Source organism: Yersinia massiliensis CCUG 53443 (assembly GCF_000312485.1).
In the GTDB taxonomy this organism is placed as follows: domain Bacteria; phylum Pseudomonadota; class Gammaproteobacteria; order Enterobacterales; family Enterobacteriaceae; genus Yersinia; species Yersinia massiliensis.
In genome coordinates this window covers 1,668,798-1,692,934 of the sequence record NZ_HE997643.1, presented here as the reverse complement: position 1 = coordinate 1,692,934, position 24,137 = coordinate 1,668,798, and the positions used below count along the sequence as shown (strand labels likewise).

Sequence of the window (24,137 nt, the reverse complement as noted above, 5' to 3'; positions counted from 1 at the left end):
GCAGTGCCGTTCGCTTAATCATCAATATCAAATTGCTCGATGATCAACTCTTTTAGCGCGCGGACATTGGGACTAAAGGCGTCTTTACGCCAGATGAGCCAAGTGGCTGTATCGGCAATCTCGCTGGGTAATAGATGGACTAGCACCCGTTCATGGCCGGGCAATAGCGCTAATACGGAATGTGGGATCAGTGCTAATCCGGCTCCGCTGGCGACACACGCCAGCATGGCATGATAGGACTGAATCTCCATGATAGGCCCCGGTAAGATACCTGCTTGATGGAACCAACCTTCTAAGCGTAGCCGGTATGAACAACTGGTGCGAAAGGCAAACAATGTCTCATCGACGGCATCGCGGGCTTGCCGAATGGGCGGATGGTCCAAACATGAAATCAGCACCAGTTGCTCTTCGAAAGAGCGACAGCCGTGCAGTTCATCGTGTTGGACTGGGCCATCAACCAGCGCCGTTGCCAATGTCCCCGCACGGACTTGTTCAATGATTTCGCCTGACGTGCCGGTGGTGAGTGACAGCGTGACGTTGGGAAAGCGTTGATGATAAGCCGCCAGCAAGCTAGGCAAGCGGGTAGCGGCCGTGCTTTCCATCGATCCGATGGGGAAGTTACCGGCAGGTTCGCCTGCATGGGTAATGCGCATCGCTTCATCGCTCAATGCCAGAATTCGGTGGGCATAACACAAAAAGTTATGTCCCATTGGAGAAAGGCGTAGGCGCTGCTTTTCACGGATAAACAGATCCGCACCTAACTCAATTTCGAGTTGGCGTAGGCGAGTGGTGAGATTTGAAGGTACGCGGTGCATCTGCTCCGCTGCTCGAGCAACGGAACCGGTTTCTGCCACGCAACAAAACATGCGTAGCTGGGTCAGATCCATAAGTGTTCTCTTTTCGTGATGAACTTGGTAATTATTATTCATTTTTTGTGATTCTAATGCTCAGGCATGATATTGGCAACTTTCTTTTAACCCACTGGCAGATTTCTCAACTGACAGCGCAACAAATAGGTGAGATGAATGGCTTTAAGAATTGCACTAAGTGGCTTTCTAGCCTTAGTGGTCGCCATGGGCATTGGACGCTTTGCTTTTACGCCGCAAGTGCCATTGATGATTGCAGAACATCAATTCACATTGACCGGTGCGGGGTTGGTTGCCGCCTTTAATTATCTGGGCTACTTATTTGGTGCCTTTGACGCCATGCGTGCCAGTCGTCATGTGGAACGGCGCTTATGGCTGGGGCTCTGGGGAGCAGTGGCACTCACACTGCTCTCGGCAGTCGTTGAAGGCGCATGGTGGCATGGCACTGTGCGCTTTGCGATTGGTTGGGCCAGTGGTTGGTCAATGGTGCTGATCGCGGCGTGGACCAATGAACGCTTGGCGCATTATGGCCGTCCGGCACTCAGCGCTGCGGTCTTTGCTGGGCCAGGGGCCGGTATCTTCATCAGCGGTATGCTTGCGGTGCTGATTCATAGCTATGGGTTATCTGCAGCGCAAGCGTGGACAGTGTATGGCACATTGGCGCTGATTATTATTGCCGCGATAAGCATCAATCTGCCACGTGGCGGTGAATTACATCGCCCACACATTGCAGCAGTGCCATTGACCTTAACACCGGCGCTAAAACGCTTGGTGTGGAGCTATAGTTTGGCGGGGTTTGGCTATATTCTACCGGCGACTTTTCTGTCACAAATGGCCACTGCTCGTTTCCCTGATAGTCTGTTTGCTCAATTTGTTTGGCCGGTATTCGGTGGGGCTGCGGTCATCGGCATCACCATTGGCATTTTGACTCGTCATTGCCTAACCTCGCAGACGCGTCTAGCGTTGACGTTGTGGATTCAGGCGCTTGGCGTGCTTTGTGCTGAGTTAGTCCCCGGTGTTAGCGGGCTGGCATTGGGGGCATTATTGACCGGCGGCGGGTTCCTCAGTGTGGTGCAGCTTTCATTGCAGCATGGCCGTGAACTCGCGCCCGATCATACGCGCTATATGGCGGGGTTACTCACCACGGGGTATGCCATCGGGCAGTTAGTTGGCCCGATATTATCGGCGATTTCGACGACGCTCACCCATCGGTTGGAACCCGCACTTTATGTGGCGGTTGTCGCGCTGATCGTTGCAGGCGCGCTGGTGATTAAAACGCCAGCCCGCGCTCGAGAAGGGGTGGTGGAGCAATCAGTTTAAAGGCGTGAGCTGAAGCTCTATATCCATCATGATAGATAGAACAATTGGATATGAATAACAATCACTGGATAATCATTTTGCTCTCAACTACAGTGGGGAGCAAAATCCGGGTGTGATCTGCATCATGTTTATTTCGTCCGGACGCGTAGCCTGTTGGAGAAAAGAATGTCATCGCTAAGTAAAGAAGCTGAGCTCGTTCATGAAGCGCTGCTGGCTCGTGGGCTCGAAACCCCGTTGCGTAAGCAAGAGTTAGATGCCAAAACGCGCAAGACCCAGATTGAAGCGCATATGACGCAAGTCATGCAGTTATTGAATCTTGATTTAACGGACGATAGTTTGGCGGATACGCCAAGACGTATTGCCAAGATGTATGTTGATGAGATTTTCTCCGGACTGGATTACGAAAATTTCCCTAAAATTACCTTGATTGAAAACAAAATGAAGGTCGATGAAATGGTCACGGTACGGGATATCACCCTGACCAGCACTTGCGAGCACCATTTTGTGACGATCGATGGTAAAGCCACCGTGGCGTATATTCCTAAAGAGAGCGTGATTGGGTTGTCCAAAATCAACCGCATCGTGCAGTTCTTTGCTCAGCGCCCGCAAGTGCAAGAGCGCTTAACCCAGCAAATATTGTTGGCGTTACAGACGTTACTGGGTACTAATAATGTCGCGGTTTCGATTGATGCGGTGCATTATTGCGTCAAAGCACGCGGTATCCGTGATGCAACCAGTGCGACCACCACCACGTCATTGGGTGGGTTATTCAAATCCAGCCAGAATACCCGTCAGGAATTCCTGCGCGCGGTACGTCATCACGGCTAAATAGCCTTTTGCCAGAAGAGGGCACCAATGGGTGCCCGTACACAGGATGTCGGGTATGCGTCAACGCATCGCAACGTTAGACAGTGCGCGAGGGCTGGCCATTCTTGGCATTCTGCTGCTCAATATCAGCGCATTTGGCCTGCCAAAGGCTGCTTACCTAAACCCCGCCTATATGGGGCTTCCCTCGCTGTCAGATAGCTGGACTTGGGCCATACTCGATATCGTGGCGCAAGCGAAGTTTCTCTTCATCTTTGCCATCCTGTTTGGTGCAGGGCTTGAACTGCTGCTTAAGCGGGGCAAAAGCTGGATACGGGCGCGTTTATCCCTCTTGCTTTTGCTTGGATTGATTCATGGCATCTTTTTCTGGGATGGGGACATTCTATTTGCTTATGGTCTGATTGGTCTGGTGTGTTGGCGAATGATCCGTGATGCCAAAGATGCCGCCAGTTTAATGCGCACTGGTGTGGTGCTGTATCTGATTGGGGTCGCTGTGTTGTTGCTACTGGGGTTTATTACCCAGGGGGAACCGGGCCGTTTTTGGCTGCCGGGTTTGGCTGACCTGCAATATGAACAATTCTGGAAGTTACAAGGTGGCATGGAAGCATGGAAAAACCGGCTGGATCTGTTTTCATCCAATTTGATTGCGATCGGTGCCCAGTACGGGTGGGAACTGGCGGGCTCCATGCTCTTTGGTGCAGGTTTAATGCGTTGTGGCTGGTTGCGCGGCGAGTTTAGTTTGCGCCATTATCGGTTGATGGCGGCCTGTTTGATACCGCTTTCATTGGTGATCCAAATTCCAGGCGTGGCACTGCAATGGGCAGTGGGCTGGGATTACCGTTGGACAGGCTTTTTACTGCAAGTTCCCCGCGAGTTAGGCGCGCCGTTACAGGCGGTGGGGTATCTGGCGCTACTCTATGGCTATTGGCCTACGTTATCTGGCTGGCGTGCGAGTCATTGGCTGGCAAAAGTGGGCAGAATGGCGCTCAGTAATTATTTGCTACAAACATTGCTGTGCACATTAATCTTCTATCACTTTGGTCTCTATCAACAGTTGGACCGCTTACAATTGCTCGCGGTGGTGCCTTTTATCTGGCTCTGTAACATCCTTTTCTCGCTGTTTTGGCTACGTTATTTTGCTCAAGGTCCCGTCGAATGGCTCTGGCGTAAATTAACGGCATATGCCTGCGGCCAATCGTTACAACCTCGCAACACCAAGCCCTGAATCCGCCCAACAGAGGAAAATGTTTGAGCGGGTTGCAAATTTGTATGTAAACGTTTTCTTTCTTGTGACGTATTTCACGTGGCAAACTCAACAAACTGGGTAGGATAGGCCACCTGCCATGCCCAGTTGATTCCAATGTGCGCATGGTGACTTATTGATGAAGTAATATTCACAGGATAAGGCCATGACCGCACTGCATTCATCTGGTCACAATATTACGATCCGCGATGTGGCCTCACGGGCTGGCGTTTCGCTGGCGACCGTCTCTCGCGTCCTTAACAACAGCGCTGCCATCCGGCCGGAAACCCGTGCTGCGGTCCTTAAAGCGGTATCAGAGCTGGGCTATCGCCCGAATGCCAATGCCCAAGCACTGGCGACACAAAGCAGTGACACTGTGGGTGTAGTGGTGATGGATGTCTCTGATCCCTTTTTTGGTGCCTTAGTGAAAGCGGTAGACACTGTGGCGCAACGGCATAAAAAATACGTCCTGATTGGCAATAGTTATCATCAGGCAGACAAAGAACGCCATGCTATTGAGGTGCTGTTGCGCCAGCGCTGTAATTCATTGGTTGTACACGCTAAGGCATTGAGTGATAGAGAGTTAATTGGATTTTTAGAGCAAGTTCCTGGCATGGTGCTCATTAATCGAATTATTCCTGGATTTGAGCATCGCTGCGTAGGATTAGACAATGTTAGCGGTGCGCAAATGGCATGTCGTTTGCTGCTCAAGCAAGGTCACCAACGCATTGGCTTTCTCGGATCAAATCACCCCATTGATGATGTGATGCAGCGCCAGACGGGTTACCTCAATGCACTTGAGGCCGCTGGTATCACTGCTCTCGACAGTTGGCGAGCATTTGGCACCCCAGACTTGGCAGGGGGAGAGCGTGCCATGATTGACTTGCTGGGGCGTAATTTACAGCTTAGTGCGGTGTTCGCCTACAATGATTCAATGGCAGCGGGTGCATTAGCGGCACTGAAAGAGAACGGTATCAGTGTGCCTGAACAGTTCTCGGTCGTCGGCTTTGATGATATCCCCATTGCTCGTTACACCAGCCCTAAATTGAGCACTATCCGCTATCCGATTGTTTCTATGGCAACTTTAGCCACCGAGCTAGCACTTGATGGGGCGTTGCGTGCACCTGATCCTCAAGCGACCTATTGTTTTAAACCTACCTTAGTGCCGCGGCACTCTGTCGCAATTTGTGGGGTTGCTCACTAGTTACGAATTTATTCTTGTGTAACCGTTTTCAATCTGTGAGAAAATTCACAGATTCTTAACAACGAGCCGTCTATGCTCTAGCTGTTTTCTACCTGAATGTATCAATATGTCATCGGCTACCGGATAAAAAATAAGCGGTAGCAGGTTTTTAAAATAGCGATTTATCAACGTGTGTTCCGCAAACAATACGTTGGTAAATGACATGGTTTATGACGACTCAGGCGGCCTTTTCGGAGTGGAGTGCGGTCAAGGACGATAAATTTAAGTGTCAGCCGCTTTACGATGGTTTTTTTCTCGTTAGGCGATGGTGTTATCACCCTGTACTACCCTACATAAACCCGGAGATACAAATGAATAAGAAGGTTTTCACATTAGCGGCTCTGGCTGCCAGCATGATGTTTGGCGCAGCTGCTCAAGCTGATACCCGTATTGGTGTCACCATCTATAAGTATGATGACAACTTTATGTCCGTGGTCCGTAAAGCTATCGAGAAAGATGCCAAAGCATCTCCTGACGTTACCTTACTGATGAATGACTCCCAGAACGACCAGTCCAAGCAAAACGATCAAATTGACGTGTTGCTGGCTAAGGGTGTCAAAGCACTGGCGATTAACTTGGTTGACCCAGCAGCAGCACCGGTGGTTATCGATAAAGCTCGCGCCAACGATGTGCCGGTTGTGTTCTATAACAAAGAGCCTTCACGTAAAGCCTTGGACAGCTATGACAAAGCTTACTATGTCGGGACTGACTCTAAAGAGTCTGGTGTGATTCAGGGTGAGCTGATAGCGAAACACTGGCAAGCGAATCCAGCATGGGATCTGAATAAAGACGGCAAAATTCAATTTGTATTGCTCAAAGGCGAACCGGGTCATCCAGATGCGGAAGCACGTACCACTTACGTGATTAAGACGCTGAATGAAAAAGGCATTCCAACGCAACAATTGCAGTTAGATACCGCAATGTGGGATACCGCACAGGCTAAAGATAAAATGGATGCGTGGTTATCCGGTCCTAACGCCAACAAGATCGAAGTGGTTATTGCCAACAACGATGCGATGGCGATGGGTGCAGTAGAAGCGCTGAAAGCACACAACAAAACCAGCATTCCTGTGTTCGGTGTTGATGCCTTGCCAGAAGCGTTAGCGATGGTGAAATCAGGTCAAATGGCCGGTACGGTGTTGAACGATGCGAACAATCAGGCCAAAGCGACGTTCGATCTGGCGAAAAACTTGGCTGATGGTAAACCTGCGGCTGAAGGGACAACCTGGAAAATCGACAACAAAATCGTACGTATTCCGTATGTAGGCGTCGATAAAGATAACTTGGCTGAATTTACTAAGTAACAGTCGAAGACGTTTTACACCCAAGCACGACGGGTAGAAAGTCATTAACCTTCTGGCCTCGGTACTGATTATTCGGTATAGGGAGTCGGGCACTGAGGCTGAAGGTTTTTTGTTGCATTGATCCTTATTTTAGAGTGCGCACTTAATGGCGGATATTAATATATCCAACAATAAGTGGCGGTTCTTAGCCAGGTACAACTATGGCCGATATTAATACAGCACAACCCCGCGAGTGGTTGCTGGAAATGAGCAATATCAATAAATCATTTCCGGGTGTAAAGGCGTTAGATAATGTTAATCTTAAAGTGCGGCCTAATTCTATCCATGCATTAATGGGCGAGAATGGTGCAGGTAAGTCAACGCTATTAAAATGCCTTTTCGGTATCTATAAAAAAGACTCCGGGAGTATCATCTTTCAGGGGCAAGAAATAGAGTTTAAAAGCTCAAAAGAAGCATTAGAGCATGGTGTTTCTATGGTGCATCAAGAATTAAACTTGGTGCTACAGCGTACAGTGATGGACAATATGTGGCTGGGTCGTTACCCAACTAAAGGCTTTTTTGTCGATCAAGATAAAATGTACAACGATACCAAAGCTATTTTCGATGAGTTGGATATTGATATTGACCCACGCGATAAAGTCGCCACGTTATCCGTATCCCAAATGCAGATGATCGAAATAGCCAAAGCATTCTCTTATAACGCCAAAATCGTCATTATGGACGAGCCAACATCGTCATTAACAGAGAAAGAAGTTAATCATCTCTTTACCATCATCCGAAAATTAAAAGATCGTGGCTGCGGAATTGTTTATATCTCCCATAAAATGGAAGAGATATTCCAACTGTGTGATGAAATCACGATATTACGTGATGGCCAATGGATCGCCACCCAACCGCTGGAAGGGCTGACCATGGACCAGATTATCTCCATGATGGTCGGGCGCTCACTGAGCCAGCGTTTCCCTGATCGCCTGAATACGCCGGGTGAAGTCATTTTAGAGGTGAAGAATTTAACCTCACTACGCCAACCATCAATCCGTGACATTTCCTTTGATTTGCATAAAGGCGAGATTTTGGGGATTGCCGGTTTGGTCGGGGCTAAGCGTACCGATATCGTGGAAACCTTATTTGGTATTCGCGAAAAAGTGGCTGGCACCATTAAATTACACGGCAAAATAATTAATAATCACAGCGCGAATGAAGCCATTAATCATGGGTTCGCACTGGTGACTGAAGAGCGCCGCTCAACCGGGATTTACGCTTATCTTGATGTTGGTTTTAATTCCCTGATCTCTAATATCCGTAATTATAAAAATAAGCTTGGGCTGCTGGATAATACCCGCATGAAGAGCGATACCCAATGGGTTATCGATGCGATGCGAGTTAAAACACCGGGTCACCGTACCAGTATTGGTTCATTATCAGGTGGTAATCAGCAGAAAGTCATTATTGGCCGTTGGCTACTCACTCAGCCAGAAATATTAATGTTGGATGAACCGACTCGGGGTATTGATGTCGGTGCTAAGTTTGAAATCTATCAGTTAATGACTGAACTAGCGAAGAAAGACAAAGGAATTATTATTATTTCCTCTGAAATGCCTGAGCTATTAGGGATCACTGACAGAATTTTGGTAATGAGTAATGGTCAGGTTGCGGGAATTGTTGAAACCAAACATACCACGCAAAATGAAATATTACGTCTTGCATCCTTGCATCTCTAATCTAGTCGAAGGTTCTTATTATGAATGCGTTAAATAAGAAAAGTATGCTCACTTACCTTAAAGAGGGCGGGATTTATGTCGTATTATTCGTATTGCTGGCCATTATTATCGTCAAGGACCCGACATTTTTAAGTCTGATGAACTTAAGTAACATTCTGACCCAATCGTCGGTGCGTATTATTATCGCGCTCGGTGTGGCGGGCCTGATTGTCACTCAAGGGACTGACTTGTCAGCCGGTCGTCAGGTGGGCTTAGCTGCGGTCGTGGCCGCGACCATGCTGCAATCTATGGATAACGTGAATAAAGTTTTCCCTGATTTGCAGACTGTCCCTATCCCTGTCGTTATCTTAACGGTTTGCCTGATTGGTGCAGTTATTGGTTTGGTCAACGGTATTATCATTGCTTATCTGAATGTGACGCCTTTTATTACCACATTGGGTACGATGATTATCGTTTACGGTATTAACTCACTGTATTACGACTATGTTGGTGCATCACCGATTGCCGGCTTTGACCCTGCATTCTCCACCTTTGCGCAAGGGTTCTTAAGGTTTGGTGATTTCAAACTCTCTTACATTACCTTCTATGCGTTAATTGCGATCGGCTTTGTCTGGGTGCTGTGGAACAAAACACGCTTCGGTAAAAATATCTTTGCCATCGGTGGTAACCCAGAAGCAGCAAAAGTTTCTGGTGTGAACGTGCCACTGAACCTGATCATGATCTATGCGCTGTCTGGCGTGTTCTATGCCTTCGGCGGGATGTTAGAAGCGGGCCGTATCGGCAGCGCCACCAACAACCTCGGGTTTATGTATGAGTTAGATGCTATCGCAGCCTGTGTGGTGGGCGGCGTGTCCTTCAGTGGCGGGGTCGGTACGGTTATCGGCGTTGTCACTGGGGTTATCATCTTTACCGTCATTAACTACGGGCTGACGTATATCGGTGTGAACCCTTACTGGCAGTACATTATTAAGGGCGCGATCATTATCTTTGCGGTTGCTTTGGACTCACTGAAATACGCGAAGAAAAAATAATCGAATATTGGTCATGACGTTGCCATAAATAAAAGCCAGTTAGGATCCTTCTGACTGGCTTTGTGCATTTTTACGTCACTTCGTCATAATTGACGACATTACCAGACGTTCATTGCCATCAATCATTCCGCACATTCGCGCTAATGAGCTGGGTTGCGCAGATAGATAATCCAATAGGTCAACCCGACCAATAATCCGCCACCAATAATATTGCCAATAGTGACTGGAATAAGATTATCGATAATAAAGTTAGACATCGTCAGGGCAGGGAATTGATCCGGTGTGGCATTAATGGCATGCCAGAATTCAGGCGAGGCAAAATCTCGAATCACAATGGCTAAAGGAATCAAAAACATATTGGCGATGCTGTGTTCAAAGCCGCTGGCGACAAACATGCCAATAGGCAATAGCATGACCACGATTTTATCGGTCAAAGTATGGCCGGAATAGCTCATCCACACCGCGAGGCAGACCATCAAATTTGCCAAAATCCCCAAACAGACAGCCTCGACAAAAGTGTGATGCAACTTGTGATCGGCTGTTTGTAGCACATTTAAGCCCCATAGCCCGTTTGCTGCTGTATGTTGGCTGGCAAACCAAATCAAGCCGACAAAAAATAATGCGCCAATCAAATTACCGAAATACACGTTGATCCAATTACAAATTAATTGCCGCCAACTGATCTTGCCGCTGGCTTTTGCCACCACAATTAACACCGTAGAAGTAAATAAATCAGCACCACAGATAATCACTAAGATGAGGCCGAGAGAAAAACAGAGGCCACCCACCAACTTAGCTAATCCGAATGCGACACCTGCCGTGCCGGTTGTGGCGGTAATGTAAAAAACAAAAGCAATTGAGATAAATACGCCAGCCGTCATGGCTAAATAAAAAGTTGTTGCTGGATTTTTGGTGGCTTTATATATGCCGACTTGCTCGGCAAGTTTCGCCATATCAACCGGTAAGCGTAGGTCAAAGGGATTTTCAATACTCATTGTTAACTCCTATTGCTTATTTTAATGCTGAAGGGAGTGATAAGATGAAAATTAAATCGTTCTTGTTTTGGCATAACATTATTGCTCTGGCATCGTATTCATGCATTTTTCATACCATGCGTTATGTTGAGAATATTCTTTACTTTTTAGGCTTGATGTCGATATATCTTCAAGAATCGATATGCATTGAATTATATAGCGATGAGTGAAATGAACGGAAAAACACTAAGATGTAACGGCATGTAACTTGATGTTTTTTTTGATTTTTGATGTAAATGAGACTTGATTTCAACCGAGGGGGTAATTTATTAATCCAGATGAAATTGTTTATTAACCCAGATCAAGCTTATCGCGGGTTAATATATATTTGTTTATTTCAATACTTTAAAGTAGTCATCATCCATTTTTGGGCTTAATTACGTTGGGCTTAATGACATTGGGAATATGATGGATAGCACAAAAAAACTACCCCGTCCCACTTTGGCTCAGGTTTGGCAAGATACGTTGTTCAGGGTATCGAAAGAGTTATTATTGATTCGGGATATCCCTGAATTGGTTAATCAACTCAGAAAGATTTCTTTTTCTTTAGTCCGTTTTCAACGTGTTAATTTATTGCTGCTCAACCCGCTGTATAACCAAATCACGCTATATACCCATGATGATGCCACTAGCACCGTCTTGGGCACGCAAAATATTCTGTTTGCCGAAGGCCCCGGCGGTTTGGCCTGGCAGCAACAAACGCTGTTGCAGACTGACCACCCGCGTATGCAACGGGAGTTTTCCGCGGTGTGTGATTTGGCACCTTATCAGGCACTGGATGCTGGCTGCCATTTCCCCTTGGGCCATGATAACCATTGGCCGGGGTGTGTTGAGTTTATTAAAACCGATGGCAGTGACTTTGATGAGCAAGCGATCACTTTTTTGGGATTGCTGGCTGACGTTGTGGCTATCGCGGTCGATAATATCTCTCATATTCATCGTGCTGAAACTGAGCGTGAAAAACTCCGTTTCGAACGCGATCACTACCGCATACTCGTGGACGTCACCAATACGGTTATCTCTAAGCTGGAGCTAGATGTCTTAGCGGCAGAAGTGTCGAAAGAGATACACCGCTTTTTCAATATTGATTACATCAGTTTGGCGCTGTGTGGTTCTCAAGACGATAAAGATAAACTGCATGTTTTTTCAACGCGCTATCAAACCGGTAAAGCGGTACAGCACCAGCAAACGTGGGTCGATATCGCGGGGACTTTAGCTGGGCAGGTTTTACACAGCCGAGAATTATTGCTGGTTGACCTGGCTGATATTGCCCTCTTGGCACCTGAAGATAAACAACTGGCCAATATGCTGGATGAGGGATTACAGGTGGTTTGCCTGCTACCGCTCTTTTTCGGCCATAAGATGTTGGGCGTATTAAAACTGGCGCAATGTCAGCGCGACCTTTTTACGGACAGCAACCTCAAATTATTGCGACAAATCGCGGCCCGTATTGCCATCGCAGTGGATAATGCCTTAGCTTACGCGGAAATTACCCGCCTCAAAGATTCATTGGTGAATGAAAATCTGTATCTGACGGATCAGATTATTCATAACGAGGAATTTGGCGAAATAATTGGTCATAGTGCCGGTATTAAAGCGGTATTAGAACAAGTCGAAATGGTCGCGGCCAGCGACTGTACCGTTTTGATCCTCGGCGAAACGGGAACCGGTAAAGAGTTAATTGCCCGCGCTATCCATAATTTAAGCCTGCGTAAGAAAAAGCGCATGGTGAAAATGAACTGTGCTGCCATCCCTTCGGGCTTAATGGAAAGTGATCTGTTTGGTCATGAAAAGGGTGCTTATACCGGTGCGGCCACCCAGCGGATTGGCCGATTTGAAATGGCCGATGGTGGAACACTCTTTCTTGATGAGGTGGGGGATATTCCCCTTGAACTGCAACCCAAACTATTACGGGTATTACAAGAACGAGAAATAGAACGCTTGGGCGGCAGTAAAATTATTCCGGTCGATGTTCGCCTTATTGCGGCCACGAACCGCGATTTAAAATTAATGATGGTTAACCGCGAATACCGCAGCGATCTTTATTATCGACTCAATGTTTTTCCTATTGTCATTCCGCCATTACGGGAACGCCCCGAAGATATTCCCTTATTGGTGAAATTCTTCACTCAGAAAATAGCCAAACGTATGAACCGCATTATCGATACCATCCCCAGCGAAACATTGCGTTTGCTCAGTCGCTTACCTTGGCCGGGAAATATTCGCGAACTGGAAAATGTGATTGAGCGAGCGGTGATCCTCAGCCGAGGCACCACGTTGAATTTGCAGTTACAAGAGTTGGAATATCACTTATCGCCCCTTGAGGCGGCCAAACCGACACCGGAAAAACCGGTCCGCAAACCCTTGTTACCGGAAAGTGAAGAGCCAGAGTTTTCAGAATCTGAACGTGCGCGCATTATTCGTGTATTACGTGAAACGAATGGCGTAGTCGCTGGGGCAAAAGGGGCCGCTATCAAACTGGGGCTAAAACGCACCACTTTGCTATCCCGCATGCAACGATTAGGAATATCAGTAAAAAGTATCGAAGAAGAAGAGAGTTTGGATTAGATGATGGTTTGTATTAGGTGAGAACTTGGATTAGATGACGGTTTGGCTACTGAACACAATAAGGCGTCCAGTAGCCATTGATTCGACTAAACCACTTCAGCCTCTCTACGTAACCGCGCCTTCAACTGACTATATTCCTGCTGCACATAATTCTCTGCCCAAATCTGATCAGGAATAGCCTCCAGCTTAACCGCGCAATACTTATACTCTGGCGTTTTGGAAATCGGATCCAGATGGTCAAGTGTCAGCTCATTACAGGCCCCAATCCACCATTGGTAGGTCATATACACCGCACCGACATTGATACGCTCACTGACGGAAACGCGAGTAATCACCTTGCCGCGCCGTGATGCCACCCAAACCAACTGTTGATCCCGCAACTGCATTTTATCGGCATCTTGTGGGCTGATCTGCACGTAACCTGGTTCATCGGCCAATGTTTGCAACGCTGAACAGTTACCCGTCATCGAACGGCAAGAATAGTGACCTACTTCGCGCACCGTACAGAGCACTAACGGATAATCCGCATCGACCTGCTCCATTGGCGCACGCCATTCACTGGCAAACAGCAATCCTTTACCACCAGGGCGGTCAAATTTATTACCGGCATACAACCACGGCGTACCGGGGCTGTCTTCTGTAGTACAGGGCCATGGTACATAACCCAACCCCGCCATTTTCTCGTAGGTCGCACCGTAGTACAGCGGGCACAGCTCGCGCAGCTCATCCCAAATCTCTTTGGTATTGTGATACTTCATCGGATAACCGAGAGCAGTTGCCATCAGACTGATGATTTCCCAATCCGGCTTCACATCACCTTGTGCATCAACGGCTTTTTCGAAACGCTGGAAACCTCGGTCAGCGGCAGAATAAACCCCTTCATGCTCACCCCAAGAGGTGGCAGGGAAAATCACATCCGCTTCGGCAGCGGTTTTGGTCATGAAAATATCCTGCACAATCAGCAGTTCTAACTCACTGAACGCTTCCCGCATCATCGAAAGATCGGGTTCTGTTTGCAGCGGATCTTCGCCCATCACGTAGTTGGCTTTGATTTTGCCTTCTTTCACTTTGTGTGGGACGTCGGTCAGGGAGTAGCCAATTTTGTTGGATAACGAAGGCACACCCCATGCTTTAGCAAATTTTTCCAGCGTCGCGGGATCGACCACCGGCTGGTAGCCGGGATACATATTAGGCAAAGCTCCCATATCGCAAGCGCCTTGCACGTTGTTTTGCCCACGAACCGGACCGACACCGACATTCGGGCGACCAAGATTACCGGTCAACAAGGCTAAGCCGGATAACCCTTTCACGACATCCACACCTTGGCCCCACTGGGTGACGCCCATGCCCCACAAAATTGTGGCAGAAGGGGCGGCGGCATAGATACGCATGGCTTCACGGATAGTTTGCGCGGGCAAGCCAGTGATATCTTCGACATACTCCGGCGTGTACTTGGCGACGATGGCACGATACTCATCGAAACCTTCGGTATAGCGTGAAACATAGTCTTTATCGTAGAGTTCTTCGGTGATCAACACGTTAGCAAAAGCATTGACCAACGCCATATTCGAACCATTTTTCAGTGGCAACCACAGGTCTGAAATACGGGCTGTTTCAATATGGCGCGGATCGCAGACAATCACTTTTGCGCCTTTTTCTTTGGCTTTCAGGATACGGCGGGCCACGATCGGGTGTGAATCGGCGGCGTTGTAGCCAAATACCAAAATACATTTGGTGTCTTCAATCTCGCAGATTGAGTTGCTCATGGCGCCATTGCCCAGCGTCACTTGCAGACCGGCCACAGATGGGCCGTGGCAAACACGGGCGCAGCAGTCAATATTGTTGCTACCGGTGACGGCGCGGGCAAATTTTTGCATCACATAATTGGTTTCATTGCCTGGTCCACGGGAAGAGCCGGTGTGCATAATGGCTTCGGGGCCATATTTTTCTTTGATTGCCCGTAATTTGCTACTGGCAAACTCGATAGCTTCATCCCAAGACACCGCTTCCAGCTTGCCGCCTTTTTGCCGACGGATCATGGGCTGTTTCAGGCGCGGCGTGAGCAGCTTGGTATCGTTAAGGAAATCCCAGCCGTAATAGCCTTTCAGGCAAAGTTCACCCTGATTAGTGACACCATTAGCGCCTTCTGCGCCAACAACTTTGCCGTTTTCAACCAGCAAATTAATTTTGCAGCCAGAGCCGCAGTAGGGACAAACCGTGAGTGCTTTATGCATGATTATTATCCTTCGTTCTTGCAGCCGTTTCGGCTTAGAAATTCATCTCGTTGGCTTCATCTAATGCCGCACGCATTTGTTTTTTACGCAGCATGGCTTGCATGGTGTCGCGTCCAATCATATGCAGTGCATGTGTTGGGCAAACGGCAATACAGGCTGGGCCAGCCGCGCGCCCGATACACAGGTCGCATTTTTGCGCTTCAGCTTTGAGACAAAAACCCTGCGAGAGGCCGTTAAACATCACTTCGACCTGTTTAGTCACCACGTTCATGGCACCGTATGGGCAAGCAACGACACAGGTTTTGCAGCCAATGCATTTCTCTTGCAACACTTGAATGCTGTCGGCCGCGCGAACAATGGCCCCGTTCGGGCAGACATTGGCACAAGGTGCGTCTTCACAGTGACGGCACATAATGGTGGTGCTGACATTCAACCCTTTGACGACTTGCAATCGCGGGGCGAAATTAGCCTTATTCACGGCATCCAACCTGCCACCATTGTGTGCCAGCACGCAGGCAACCTCGCAGGTGCGGCAGCCAATACATTTCTTTGGATCTGCAATAATGAACCGGTTCATTGCTTAATCTCCTTACGGTCCTGTCCCCGTCGTCTCTCAACTTGCAAGGGACGGCTGTTCTGATGTCCCCATGATTCAACTCATCGGGATTCATTTATTCACCTACACATCTATTCACCTACACATCTATTCACCCACATATTGCATGGTTTATGCCAACTTGAATAAGTGAAGTTAAGTGGAGTTAATCTCATTGTTTTAACAGGGTTTTATGGTTTTTTTCTGCGATGGGTAGGGCGGGGGAATACTGTCGGTAGCGGTGACGTCGGCAAATTTGACGACGCCACACCGTCACTCAGTCACAGATGCGCAAAGCCGCCGTCACCCTGCCACTGGGGCAACTGCTGATACAGTGTTTCTACTGCGTGTTTCACGATATCGGTCATGGGGAAGTAGAACGCCACAAGGGTGGGTTGGATACCCACGAAAACCACCTCGGGGATATCCTCTTTTAGCTGATCAATCAGAAAATTGAGCGGCATATTATGGGTGCTCATGATGAACATCTCAGCAATCCGATCAGGGTCAATGATTCGAATCTCCCCCGGCGCGAGTTCCATGTCGGCCGCATCAACAATAATCAGCCGAGAAGGTTGCATGGCACGAATGCGATGCACCACGTTTTCTGGCGCAGAGCCGCCATCAATCACCTGCCAATCCGCTAAGGGTTGCTCCGTCATGCGCTCAGCCAACAATGGCCCTGCGCCGTCATCGCCCATCATGCTATTGCCCACGGTTAAAACTAAATTTGTCACGGTATTGGGCTGATTCATAGGCGGTTTTCACTATTTTCTTTTTTAGCCATAACGCGTTTAACCATTAAATAAATGGCGGGTTCTTGCTCGATATCGTACAGCGTTTGCAGTAACTGCTGGCTCCAAGGCCGATGCAGTGACGCAGGATCTTCAGCCAGTGGTGCAAAGGCTTTTGCCAGCAACTGGGTGTGGGTGCTGTCGATGGTGATTTCACCAAATTTCAACAGGCCAGCCATTTTGCGGTGAGCCTCGCCTGCGGGTAACTGACTGAACCATTGCTCATATTCGGCCAATGGGCATGTCATGATGGCTTTCAGGCAGTCAATCACCCCGACATGGTGGCCAATGGCTAAGGAGTAATACATCACCTGTTGCGCCTGTGCGGGCATGTCGTCATCACTGTCGAGGAACTTTTGGTTTAGTGCGTAAAAAACGACGTTAGCGCCCATCAACATGTCCTCCCGCTAACTGCATTAACGTTATCTGCTGCAAGCAAGCAAAAATCTCGCTCAAGCGTGGATCATCTTGCTGATTGAGGTAAATCTGGCAGCGCTGCTCCAGTCCCTGTAAGGGCTGATTGACCAGCAGTGACAAAAAGCGATCAGTAATTTCTCGTCCTTGCCGATAACCGGCCATGCGGCGAGCTTCACGCTCCAATAACACCCGCAGCGTTAAAGGGGCATCAGGATGGATCAGCGCCACTCGTTCGTCAGCGGCCTCTTGGTGGTCTTGGCCTTTCAGCTTCTGCTCCAGCAGGCCAAGCGCCACCGCAAAACCATAAATGGTGGCCGCAGGGGTCGGTGGGCAGCCAGGAATGTAGACGTCAATCGGCACAATGGTGTCGCTGCCTCCCCAGACACAATACAGGTCGTGGAAGATGCCACCGCCGCAACCGCAGGCACCGTAAGAGACACAGATTTTCGGATCTGGTGCCGATTCATAGGCGCGTAGGGCTGGGCTACGCATGGCACGGGTCACCGCGCCAGTGAACAGCAGAATGTCAGCGTGGCGCGGCGAGGCCACCACTTTTATGCCAAAACGTTCGGTGTCGAATAGCGGGGTGATCGAGGAGAAAATCTCAATTTCACAGCCGTTACAGCCGCCGCAATCCACCCGATAGACATAGGCAGAACGTTTGATGTCTTTTAGCAATGTGCTTTTTAACTTCGCAACGGCGGGGTCCAGTGGTACCGGCTGGCTAACATGATGCCCCCAAGCTGATTTTGCTGAATCTGACTGGCTCATGAATGGGTTCCCTCATCAGGATGCTGATTGTTGATGGTCTGCTGGGTCATCGAGATATTGCTATTGCCGACGATATTCTGTTTACGCTTACAATCAGGGCAGGTTTCAAAATGGGGCCGTTGCAGCTCGATATCCTCCGCGCTCATGCCGGAGTGAATCAGCAGCGCCATCACGTAATCGACCTCTTTTTTCGGCGCAAAAGGTTTCTGGCACTGTTGGCAGTGGGTGAGAGTAAAGCTGGCACGTTGAAATAAATCCGCTTTATTGAATACCGCCAGCTCAAACTCCTGCGACAGAACAATGGCGCGGGTCGGGCAAACTTCTTCACAGCGCCCGCAGAAGATGCAGCGACCTAGGAACAACTGCCACTGACGTGTCCCGCTGACGATATCCGTTTCCATGGTCAGCGCATTGGCAGGGCAGGCCATGGTGCAAGCGCCGCAAGCAATGCACTGCTCGGCATCATACTGTGGCTTACCACGAAACCCCTGACTGACTTCGAGCGGCTTAAACGGGTATTTCACCGTGGTATCGCCCACTTTCAGGATGGTTTTAAACAGTTTTAACATTCTTCATCCCTCTATTTGAGCGGCGAATGGGTGCGCTCGATGCCATAACGTTCAATCTCTTTGTACGGCACCGTGACGGATTTTTGCTTACGCACATCCACCAAGGTGACTCGGTCAGTACAGGAATAGCAGGGATCGAGGCTGCCGATAATCAGGGGCGCATCGGAAACGGTATTGCCCCGTAGCATGTAGCGCAGCACTGGCCAGTTGGCATAAGTGGCCGCGCGACAACGCCAGCGGAACAGTTTTTGATTGTCGCCGGTCATGCTCCAGTGAACATCTTCACCCCGTGGCGCTTCTGAGAAACCGAGAGCAAACTTGTAGGGTTGATAGTGGACTTTCTCCTCCAGCAACGGGCCGCTCGGCATGTGGTTCAGGCCATACTCAATCATCACCAATGAGTCAAAGAATTCACGGACTCGCACCAACAAGCGAGAGTTCACATCGCAGCCCTCTAAGCTAAACAGTTCTTTGGGCACATTGGCGTAATTAGCGTAGCTGTGGTCGTGGCGCATATCGCGGGCAAAACCGCTGGCGCGGATCATCGGGCCGACAGGGCTAAAATCGCGGGCGATTTTACGGTCCAGCAGGCCAACACCAACCGTGCGTTGTTCAATATTGGCGGTGCTCATCAGCATATCCACCAGTTGGCCGATATCAGCGCGCATCTCCGCCACTAATTGCAAGGTTTTGAGGCGATCGGCTTTGAGGATATCGCGACGCACGCCACCAATCAGATTCAAACCGTAGGTTTTACGCGCCCCAGTGAGCATCTCAGCGATGGTCATGGCTTTTTCACGCACGCGGAAGAACTGCATGAAACCGGTATCGAAGCCCACGAAGTGACAGGACAGCCCGATATTGAGCAGATGGCTATGCAGCCGCTCGACTTCCAGCAAAATGGTACGGATCATCTGCGCCCGCGGTGGCACGATAATACCCAAGGCATTTTCAATCGATGAAGTGTAAGCCACGCTATGAGTAAAACCACAAATGCCGCAAATACGGTCTGACAAGAAGGTCACATCGTTGTAGCCCATGCGGGTTTCAGCCAGTTTTTCCATGCCGCGATGAACATAGAACAAGCGGTAATCCGCATCGATAATGTCTTCGCCATCCACGAACAAACGGAAGTGACCCGGTTCATCGGAGGTAATATGCATTGGGCCGATGGGGACGACACGGCTGCTGCTGCCTGCTTCATTCTCAAACTGATAGGTTTCCGTATCGCCGGTCGGGGTGGGGCGTTGGCGGTAATCCATGGTGTCTTTACGCAGCGGATACAGATCGTCTGGCCAATCATCGGGCAATACTAAACGGCGCTCATCCGGCAGACCCACTGGTTGTAAACCGTACATATCACGCACTTCGCGCTCACCCCAAACGGCGGCGGGAACGCGTGGTGTCACTGCGGGGAACTCAGGCCGTTCGGGGCTAATGAGCGCTTTGACGATAACCCAACACTTATCGCCATAATGTTTACCGGTATCTGCGCCGTATTGTTCGCGGCCTTCCATCGACAGCACATAATAAATCGCGAAATAGCCATTTAGGCTGCGTTCATCGTTACCGAACAATACCGATAACCAACCGCCTTGCTGATAGTAAAGGTGTTCTACCACATCCGGCAGGCTGTTCAGCTTGATGGTAATGGTCAGTTGATCGTGGGTTTGCCACGCTTCATCGAGGATAGCCGACGGAAATTGTTCACGCAGGCGAGCCACATAAGCGGCACCGAGTTTTTCACCGCCCTGTGGTTGGCCTGAAACTGAAGTGGCTGAAATAGGCGTTTCGTGAGTCACGTTACATCTCCTGACGTGTCGGGGTAAGTTGCAGGGCGGTATGCGTATCTGCGACGGAAGGGGCCGTTGGCGCTGGCGAAATGGCTTTCATGGGGGACAGATGTTCCCACGGCAACATAAAGGGTTGTTCAATGGGGCTGTCGTTCTTGAGCACAATCTGCGCCGCATCAGTCAGCAAACGGGTCACGGGAGTGGGGATATGCACGCCGAGTAGCAACATCAGCAGTAATAGCAGTGCCATGGGCGCGGTGGTGAGGATGCCTAATTCACCTTTACTGACCGCTTCGGGTGGCGTCCCTAATACCGTGCTGGCAATCATGCGTACCAGCCCCGCTAAAACCAATGTCAGCAGCAGGAGCAGCACAATCACCAGCCCGATATGGCCCGCTTTGATGGCCGCAGCCACCACCATAAATTCGCTGATAAACACGTTAAACGGTGGCATCCCCGCCAGTGCCAGCGCGCCTCCTGCCAATAGCACGGCGGTGAGGGGCGCGACACGAATAATGCCTTTGATTGCCCCCATATCCCGTGTGCCATATTTCAGCAATACGTTACCGGAGCCGCAGAACAGCAAGGTCTTTGCCAAGCTGTGATTCAGGGTGTGGAACAGCGCGGCTAGCACACCCAGTGGGCCACCAATGCCCAGTGCGACAGCAATTAACCCCATGTTCTCGACGCTGGAATAAGCCAGCAAGCGCTTCATATCGCGCTGCGCCAGAATAAAGAACGCTGAGACAGCGACGGACATCATGCCAAACACCAACAGCAACATTTGCGGGAAATATGGCCCGATGGCGGTGCTGATAATGATGTAATAACGGATGATCACCAGCAGGGCGCAATTGAGTAGCACGGCAGATAATAAGGCGCTGGTGGGGCTAGGGGCTTCACTGTGGGCGTCGGGTAGCCATGAGTGCATGGGGAACAGGCCCGTTTTGGTGCCAAAGCCAATCAGGATAAAGACAAACGCCAGATGCATCAGGCTAGGATCAAGCTCTTTGGCGTGCTCTGCGACCACCGTCCAGAAGATAGCACTGCCCGGATCGGCCAACACATTGGCGGCGTTGGCATACACCAACACGGTGCCATACAAGCCGAATGCCACGCCAACCGTACAGATAATGATGTACTTCCACGCCGCTTCCAGCGAGGAGCGCTGACCGTATAATCCCACCAAGAAAGCTGAACTGAGGGTGGTGGCTTCGATACCAACCCACATCAGAATCAGGTTGTTACTGGTGACCACCAGTAACATGGTGAACAGAAACAGATGGAAGAAGCCATAATAGTTGCACAGTGTACCGACCGTGATTTCACCGTTATTCACTTCATGGCGCATATAGCCGAGGGAATAAACGCCGGTGATAAAGCCGATAATGGCCAAAATGGCTAAGAAGAGTGCGCTGAGGCTGTCAATATGCAACCAGTGGTGCGCCGCGAGAATCTCCCCGTCGAGCGCCACTCGACACACCACCGTCAATGCCACCACCAACAATAAACTGATCCCGACGACATGCACCCAAGTGGTTGCCGCGCGGGCTGCATTGCCCAAGGCACGTGAAGCAAAAGCCAGCAGTGAGGCTATCAGAGGTATCGCCAGCAGTAACAACAGCAGGTCCGTATTACTCATTTCATTACCCCTTGAGCGCCGTCAGTTGTTTAACATCCAGCGTGTGCAGCGTGCGGTAAATCTTGCGCGCCATGAACGTCATCACAATCACCGCGAAGATGGCATCGGTGGCGATACCAATCTCCACCAACTCCGGTGCGCGAAAAGCGAGTAGTGCCAGCATCAAGTGCGCGCCGTTCTCCATCAGGCAGTAGCCAAAAATATTTTTCAGAATATTGCGCTGGGTGACGATGCACAGCAGACCAATCAGGAAATGCCCTAAGGACACCGCCAGTGCGGGTTTGAGGGCGCTCACCATCGGCAATTGCACCGGTTCAACCACAAAATAACTGAGCAAAATAATGATGGCGGCGATAAAAATCAGGCTAGCCGTGCCTATCACACCGCCGTTGGCTTTGGGATCTTCCATCTGGCGAAACGCGCGATACATAATCCACGGCACCAGAACCACTTTGGTGATAAATGCCGTTAACGACCACATGTACAACTCGTGGGCGTGCAGCGTTTCAGCCAGCACCAGAAAAATCAGCACCAAGACCAGTGACTGCAAGGCATAAAACAGCGCCGAGGTCGCGGGTTTCTTCACGATGATGACCAGCAGCGAGGTAATGATCAGCAGCCCTGCGAGATTGTTGACGAGTAATGTTCCGGTCATTTTCTACTCCCTTATCCGAGCCAAGCGACGGCAATAAAGCTTGAGCACACTGACATGATCACCAGAATCACCAGCACCCCCTGCATCGCCAATGGCAGCGGTTTAGCACTGGCGACTTCTTCTGATGGCTTACCGGGTACGGTTTGCCCGAACCAGTACAAGAACCAGCCGAAGCTCGCCACCGATTCAATCAGCGCCAAGACCAGCAGCGGGATCAGGAGCCAATGTTCGTGAGAGAGCGAGAAGCCAGCAGCAAAAATGGGGAATTTACTGAAGAAGCCGTTGAAAGGCGGTACACCGGTGATGGCCAGTGCTGCGACACAGAACCCCACGCCCAACAGCGGCATTTTGCCCATGATGCCTTTGAGTTTTGGCAGCATGCGGGTGCCACAGCTATAGCTCAGCGCACCGGCGACTAAGAAGAACAAACTCTTGGCAAACGCATGGTTGAAGATGTAAGCAATGCCGCCTTCAAAGGCCAAGTTGGAGCCGTAGATAGCCAGTGACAATGCGAAGAAGATATAAGACAACTGAGTGATGGTGGAGTAAGCCAGCAGCCGCTTCATATCTTTTTGCGGCAGGTACATGAAGAAGCCATAAATCAGCGTAATTACCGCCATCACCATCCCCACAGTGCCGATAATCTGCGGCACATCTCCTGCTGAGTAGATGGCGCGGGCGAAGATGTAGACGCCCACTTTGACCATCGAGGCAGCATGCAGATAGGAACTGACCGGTGTCGGCGCTTCCATCGCATCGGGTAACCAGATATGCAGCGGCAACTGGGCCGATTTCCCCCAAGCCGCAAACAGGATGCCGCCGAACACGATGATTTTGGTGGTGTTATCCAGTTGCGCCAGCGCCGTAAGCGCAAAGGTGCCGGTGTTGACCAGCAGCACCGCTGCCGCCAGATACAGGCCAATGGCGGCTACGTGGGTCACCAACAAGGCTTTGAGCGCGGAACGTAAGGAGCGTTGACTCTGATAGTAACCAATCAAGCCCCACGAGCAGCCGCCGGTAATTTCAAAGAAGAACAGTTGGCCCAGTAAGGTGGAGGAGAGAACCAGCCCCGCCATGGCACCGATAAACACCAACAGCAACGCGTAGTAGCGGTTTGTGCCTTCGTGTGGATGCTCCCGATTGCCCAACGTGAGATAGCCGGTGGAATAGATACTGACCAGCAGCCCAAGAAACACCACGGCAAAAGCAATCAAGGTACTGATGCGGTCGATGGTCAGGCCAAACAGCGCCATTTCGCCGTAATGAATCAGATTAAAGGTGACATCTACCTTTCCACCGCCTAAGTAGGCGTAGGCCAAAAGTACCGTCCCCAAGGTGGCTAGCAGGGCAAAAAAGGTACAGGACCATTTCGCCATGCGCTGGGGTAGACAGGCGGTGAGGATAGCCCCCGCAAACGGGATCAAAATAGTCGCAAGGGCTACATGTTCCATGAGGGCTATGTTTTCCATAATGGCTAAGTTCATAAGACCAATGTTCATAAGAGCCATGTTC

The 24,137-nt window shown here is 49.9% G+C and carries 20 protein-coding genes; 8 read left to right on the top strand and 12 right to left on the bottom strand.

Features of this window, described 5'->3' with window-relative positions; translation table 11 throughout:
• Positions 1-14: 14 nt before the first annotated feature.
• Complete coding sequence (gene ptrR / locus BN68_RS07660) at positions 15-887, bottom strand: putrescine utilization regulator PtrR (protein ID WP_019210579.1); 873 nt, start codon at positions 885-887, stop codon at positions 15-17.
• A 138-nt stretch (positions 888-1,025) separates the two neighbouring features.
• On the opposite strand from ptrR, the gene BN68_RS07655 reads away from it, so the two are divergent.
• The 7 genes from BN68_RS07655 to mglC all read left to right on the top strand — a co-directional run bounded on the left by BN68_RS07655 (position 1,026) and on the right by mglC (position 9,553).
• Positions 1,026-2,186 (top strand): YbfB/YjiJ family MFS transporter, encoded by a 1,161-nt coding sequence (locus BN68_RS07655; protein ID WP_019210578.1) that lies wholly within the window; start codon positions 1,026-1,028, stop codon positions 2,184-2,186.
• A 165-nt stretch (positions 2,187-2,351) separates the two neighbouring features.
• Positions 2,352-3,014, top strand: a complete 663-nt coding sequence (folE, locus tag BN68_RS07650) for a GTP cyclohydrolase I FolE (RefSeq protein ID WP_019210577.1) — start codon at positions 2,352-2,354, stop codon at positions 3,012-3,014.
• Between the two features lie 55 nt (positions 3,015-3,069).
• Positions 3,070-4,236, top strand: a complete 1,167-nt coding sequence (gene yeiB / locus BN68_RS07645; RefSeq protein WP_019210576.1) for a DUF418 domain-containing protein YeiB — start codon at positions 3,070-3,072, stop codon at positions 4,234-4,236.
• Positions 4,237-4,420: 184 nt separating this feature from the next.
• Positions 4,421-5,458 (top strand): HTH-type transcriptional regulator GalS, encoded by a 1,038-nt coding sequence (gene galS, locus BN68_RS07640; RefSeq protein WP_019210575.1) that lies wholly within the window; start codon positions 4,421-4,423, stop codon positions 5,456-5,458.
• Positions 5,459-5,808: 350 nt separating this feature from the next.
• Positions 5,809-6,801, top strand: a complete 993-nt coding sequence (mglB, locus tag BN68_RS07635; protein WP_019210574.1) for a galactose/glucose ABC transporter substrate-binding protein MglB — start codon at positions 5,809-5,811, stop codon at positions 6,799-6,801.
• Positions 6,802-7,001: 200 nt separating this feature from the next.
• Positions 7,002-8,522 carry a galactose/methyl galactoside ABC transporter ATP-binding protein MglA gene (gene mglA, locus BN68_RS07630; RefSeq protein ID WP_019210573.1) on the top strand — a complete coding sequence of 507 codons (1,521 nt, stop codon included), beginning with the start codon at positions 7,002-7,004 and terminating at the stop codon, positions 8,520-8,522.
• 20 nt (positions 8,523-8,542) lie between these two features.
• Positions 8,543-9,553: a galactose/methyl galactoside ABC transporter permease MglC gene (gene mglC, locus BN68_RS07625; RefSeq protein WP_019210572.1), complete on the top strand. Its 1,011-nt coding sequence runs from the start codon at positions 8,543-8,545 to the stop codon at positions 9,551-9,553.
• Between the two features lie 140 nt (positions 9,554-9,693).
• Here the strand turns inward: mglC and focA are convergent, their stop codons facing one another.
• The gene (gene focA, locus BN68_RS07620; RefSeq protein ID WP_019210571.1) at positions 9,694-10,548 is read right to left on the bottom strand and encodes a formate transporter FocA; all 855 of its coding nucleotides are present in this window, start codon (positions 10,546-10,548) and stop codon (positions 9,694-9,696) included.
• Between the two features lie 447 nt (positions 10,549-10,995).
• Between focA and flhA the strand changes: the two genes are divergently transcribed.
• The gene (gene flhA / locus BN68_RS07615; protein WP_019210570.1) at positions 10,996-13,155 is read left to right on the top strand and encodes a formate hydrogenlyase transcriptional activator FlhA; all 2,160 of its coding nucleotides are present in this window, start codon (positions 10,996-10,998) and stop codon (positions 13,153-13,155) included.
• Between the two features lie 86 nt (positions 13,156-13,241).
• On the opposite strand, the gene fdhF is transcribed toward flhA, so the two are convergent.
• The 10 genes from fdhF to BN68_RS07565 form a co-directional block, all read right to left on the bottom strand.
• Entirely contained in the window at positions 13,242-15,389 is a 2,148-nt protein-coding gene (fdhF, locus tag BN68_RS07610; protein ID WP_019210569.1) for a formate dehydrogenase subunit alpha, read from the bottom strand.
• Between the two features lie 34 nt (positions 15,390-15,423).
• Positions 15,424-15,966: a 4Fe-4S binding protein gene (locus BN68_RS07605; protein ID WP_019210568.1), complete on the bottom strand. Its 543-nt coding sequence runs from the start codon at positions 15,964-15,966 to the stop codon at positions 15,424-15,426.
• A gap of 299 nt (positions 15,967-16,265) precedes the next feature.
• Positions 16,266-16,739 (bottom strand): hydrogenase maturation peptidase HycI, encoded by a 474-nt coding sequence (gene hycI / locus BN68_RS07600; RefSeq protein WP_019210567.1) that lies wholly within the window; start codon positions 16,737-16,739, stop codon positions 16,266-16,268.
• Positions 16,736-17,170, bottom strand: a complete 435-nt coding sequence (locus tag BN68_RS07595) for a formate hydrogenlyase maturation HycH family protein (RefSeq protein ID WP_019210566.1) — start codon at positions 17,168-17,170, stop codon at positions 16,736-16,738. The genes hycI and BN68_RS07595 overlap by 4 nt, the downstream gene beginning before the upstream one ends.
• A complete protein-coding gene (nuoB, locus tag BN68_RS07590; protein ID WP_019210565.1) occupies positions 17,160-17,966 on the bottom strand; it encodes an NADH-quinone oxidoreductase subunit B family protein in 807 nt (268 codons plus the stop codon). The genes BN68_RS07595 and nuoB overlap by 11 nt, the downstream gene beginning before the upstream one ends.
• Positions 17,963-18,535: a hydrogenase 4 subunit H gene (gene hyfH, locus BN68_RS07585; RefSeq protein ID WP_019210564.1), complete on the bottom strand. Its 573-nt coding sequence runs from the start codon at positions 18,533-18,535 to the stop codon at positions 17,963-17,965. The genes nuoB and hyfH overlap by 4 nt, the downstream gene beginning before the upstream one ends.
• An 11-nt stretch (positions 18,536-18,546) precedes the next feature.
• Entirely contained in the window at positions 18,547-20,337 is a 1,791-nt protein-coding gene (locus BN68_RS07580) for a hydrogenase large subunit (RefSeq protein ID WP_019210563.1), read from the bottom strand.
• A gap of 1 nt (position 20,338) precedes the next feature.
• Positions 20,339-21,970, bottom strand: coding sequence for a hydrogenase 4 subunit F (locus tag BN68_RS07575; protein WP_019210562.1), 1,632 nt, complete (start codon positions 21,968-21,970; stop codon positions 20,339-20,341).
• Positions 21,971-21,974: 4 nt separating this feature from the next.
• Positions 21,975-22,625: a hydrogenase 4 membrane subunit gene (gene hyfE / locus BN68_RS07570; protein WP_019210561.1), complete on the bottom strand. Its 651-nt coding sequence runs from the start codon at positions 22,623-22,625 to the stop codon at positions 21,975-21,977.
• 11 nt (positions 22,626-22,636) lie between these two features.
• Positions 22,637-24,076 (bottom strand): hydrogenase 4 subunit D, encoded by a 1,440-nt coding sequence (locus tag BN68_RS07565; protein WP_186375629.1) that lies wholly within the window; start codon positions 24,074-24,076, stop codon positions 22,637-22,639.
• Positions 24,077-24,137: the final 61 nt, after the last annotated feature.

What these genes read in the sequence shown, in the direction of transcription:
- BN68_RS07605 (WP_019210568.1), bottom strand. Translation starts at nt 15,966, where the DNA reads ATGAACCGGTTCATTATTGCAGATCCAAAGAAATGTATTGGCTGCCGC.
- flhA (WP_019210570.1), top strand. Translation starts at nt 10,996, where the DNA reads ATGGATAGCACAAAAAAACTACCCCGTCCCACTTTGGCTCAGGTTTGG.
- BN68_RS07575 (WP_019210562.1), bottom strand. Translation starts at nt 21,970, where the DNA reads ATGAGTAATACGGACCTGCTGTTGTTACTGCTGGCGATACCTCTGATA.
- yeiB (WP_019210576.1), top strand. Translation starts at nt 3,070, where the DNA reads ATGCGTCAACGCATCGCAACGTTAGACAGTGCGCGAGGGCTGGCCATT.
- BN68_RS07655 (WP_019210578.1), top strand. Translation starts at nt 1,026, where the DNA reads ATGGCTTTAAGAATTGCACTAAGTGGCTTTCTAGCCTTAGTGGTCGCC.
- hyfH (WP_019210564.1), bottom strand. Translation starts at nt 18,535, where the DNA reads ATGTTAAAACTGTTTAAAACCATCCTGAAAGTGGGCGATACCACGGTG.
- mglC (WP_019210572.1), top strand. Translation starts at nt 8,543, where the DNA reads ATGAATGCGTTAAATAAGAAAAGTATGCTCACTTACCTTAAAGAGGGC.
- fdhF (WP_019210569.1), bottom strand. Translation starts at nt 15,389, where the DNA reads ATGCATAAAGCACTCACGGTTTGTCCCTACTGCGGCTCTGGCTGCAAA.
- galS (WP_019210575.1), top strand. Translation starts at nt 4,421, where the DNA reads ATGACCGCACTGCATTCATCTGGTCACAATATTACGATCCGCGATGTG.
- mglA (WP_019210573.1), top strand. Translation starts at nt 7,002, where the DNA reads ATGGCCGATATTAATACAGCACAACCCCGCGAGTGGTTGCTGGAAATG.
- BN68_RS07565 (WP_186375629.1), bottom strand. Translation starts at nt 24,076, where the DNA reads ATGGAACATGTAGCCCTTGCGACTATTTTGATCCCGTTTGCGGGGGCT.
- hyfE (WP_019210561.1), bottom strand. Translation starts at nt 22,625, where the DNA reads ATGACCGGAACATTACTCGTCAACAATCTCGCAGGGCTGCTGATCATT.
- mglB (WP_019210574.1), top strand. Translation starts at nt 5,809, where the DNA reads ATGAATAAGAAGGTTTTCACATTAGCGGCTCTGGCTGCCAGCATGATG.
- BN68_RS07595 (WP_019210566.1), bottom strand. Translation starts at nt 17,170, where the DNA reads ATGGGCGCTAACGTCGTTTTTTACGCACTAAACCAAAAGTTCCTCGAC.
- ptrR (WP_019210579.1), bottom strand. Translation starts at nt 887, where the DNA reads ATGGATCTGACCCAGCTACGCATGTTTTGTTGCGTGGCAGAAACCGGT.
- focA (WP_019210571.1), bottom strand. Translation starts at nt 10,548, where the DNA reads ATGAGTATTGAAAATCCCTTTGACCTACGCTTACCGGTTGATATGGCG.
- folE (WP_019210577.1), top strand. Translation starts at nt 2,352, where the DNA reads ATGTCATCGCTAAGTAAAGAAGCTGAGCTCGTTCATGAAGCGCTGCTG.
- hycI (WP_019210567.1), bottom strand. Translation starts at nt 16,739, where the DNA reads ATGAATCAGCCCAATACCGTGACAAATTTAGTTTTAACCGTGGGCAAT.
- nuoB (WP_019210565.1), bottom strand. Translation starts at nt 17,966, where the DNA reads ATGAGCCAGTCAGATTCAGCAAAATCAGCTTGGGGGCATCATGTTAGC.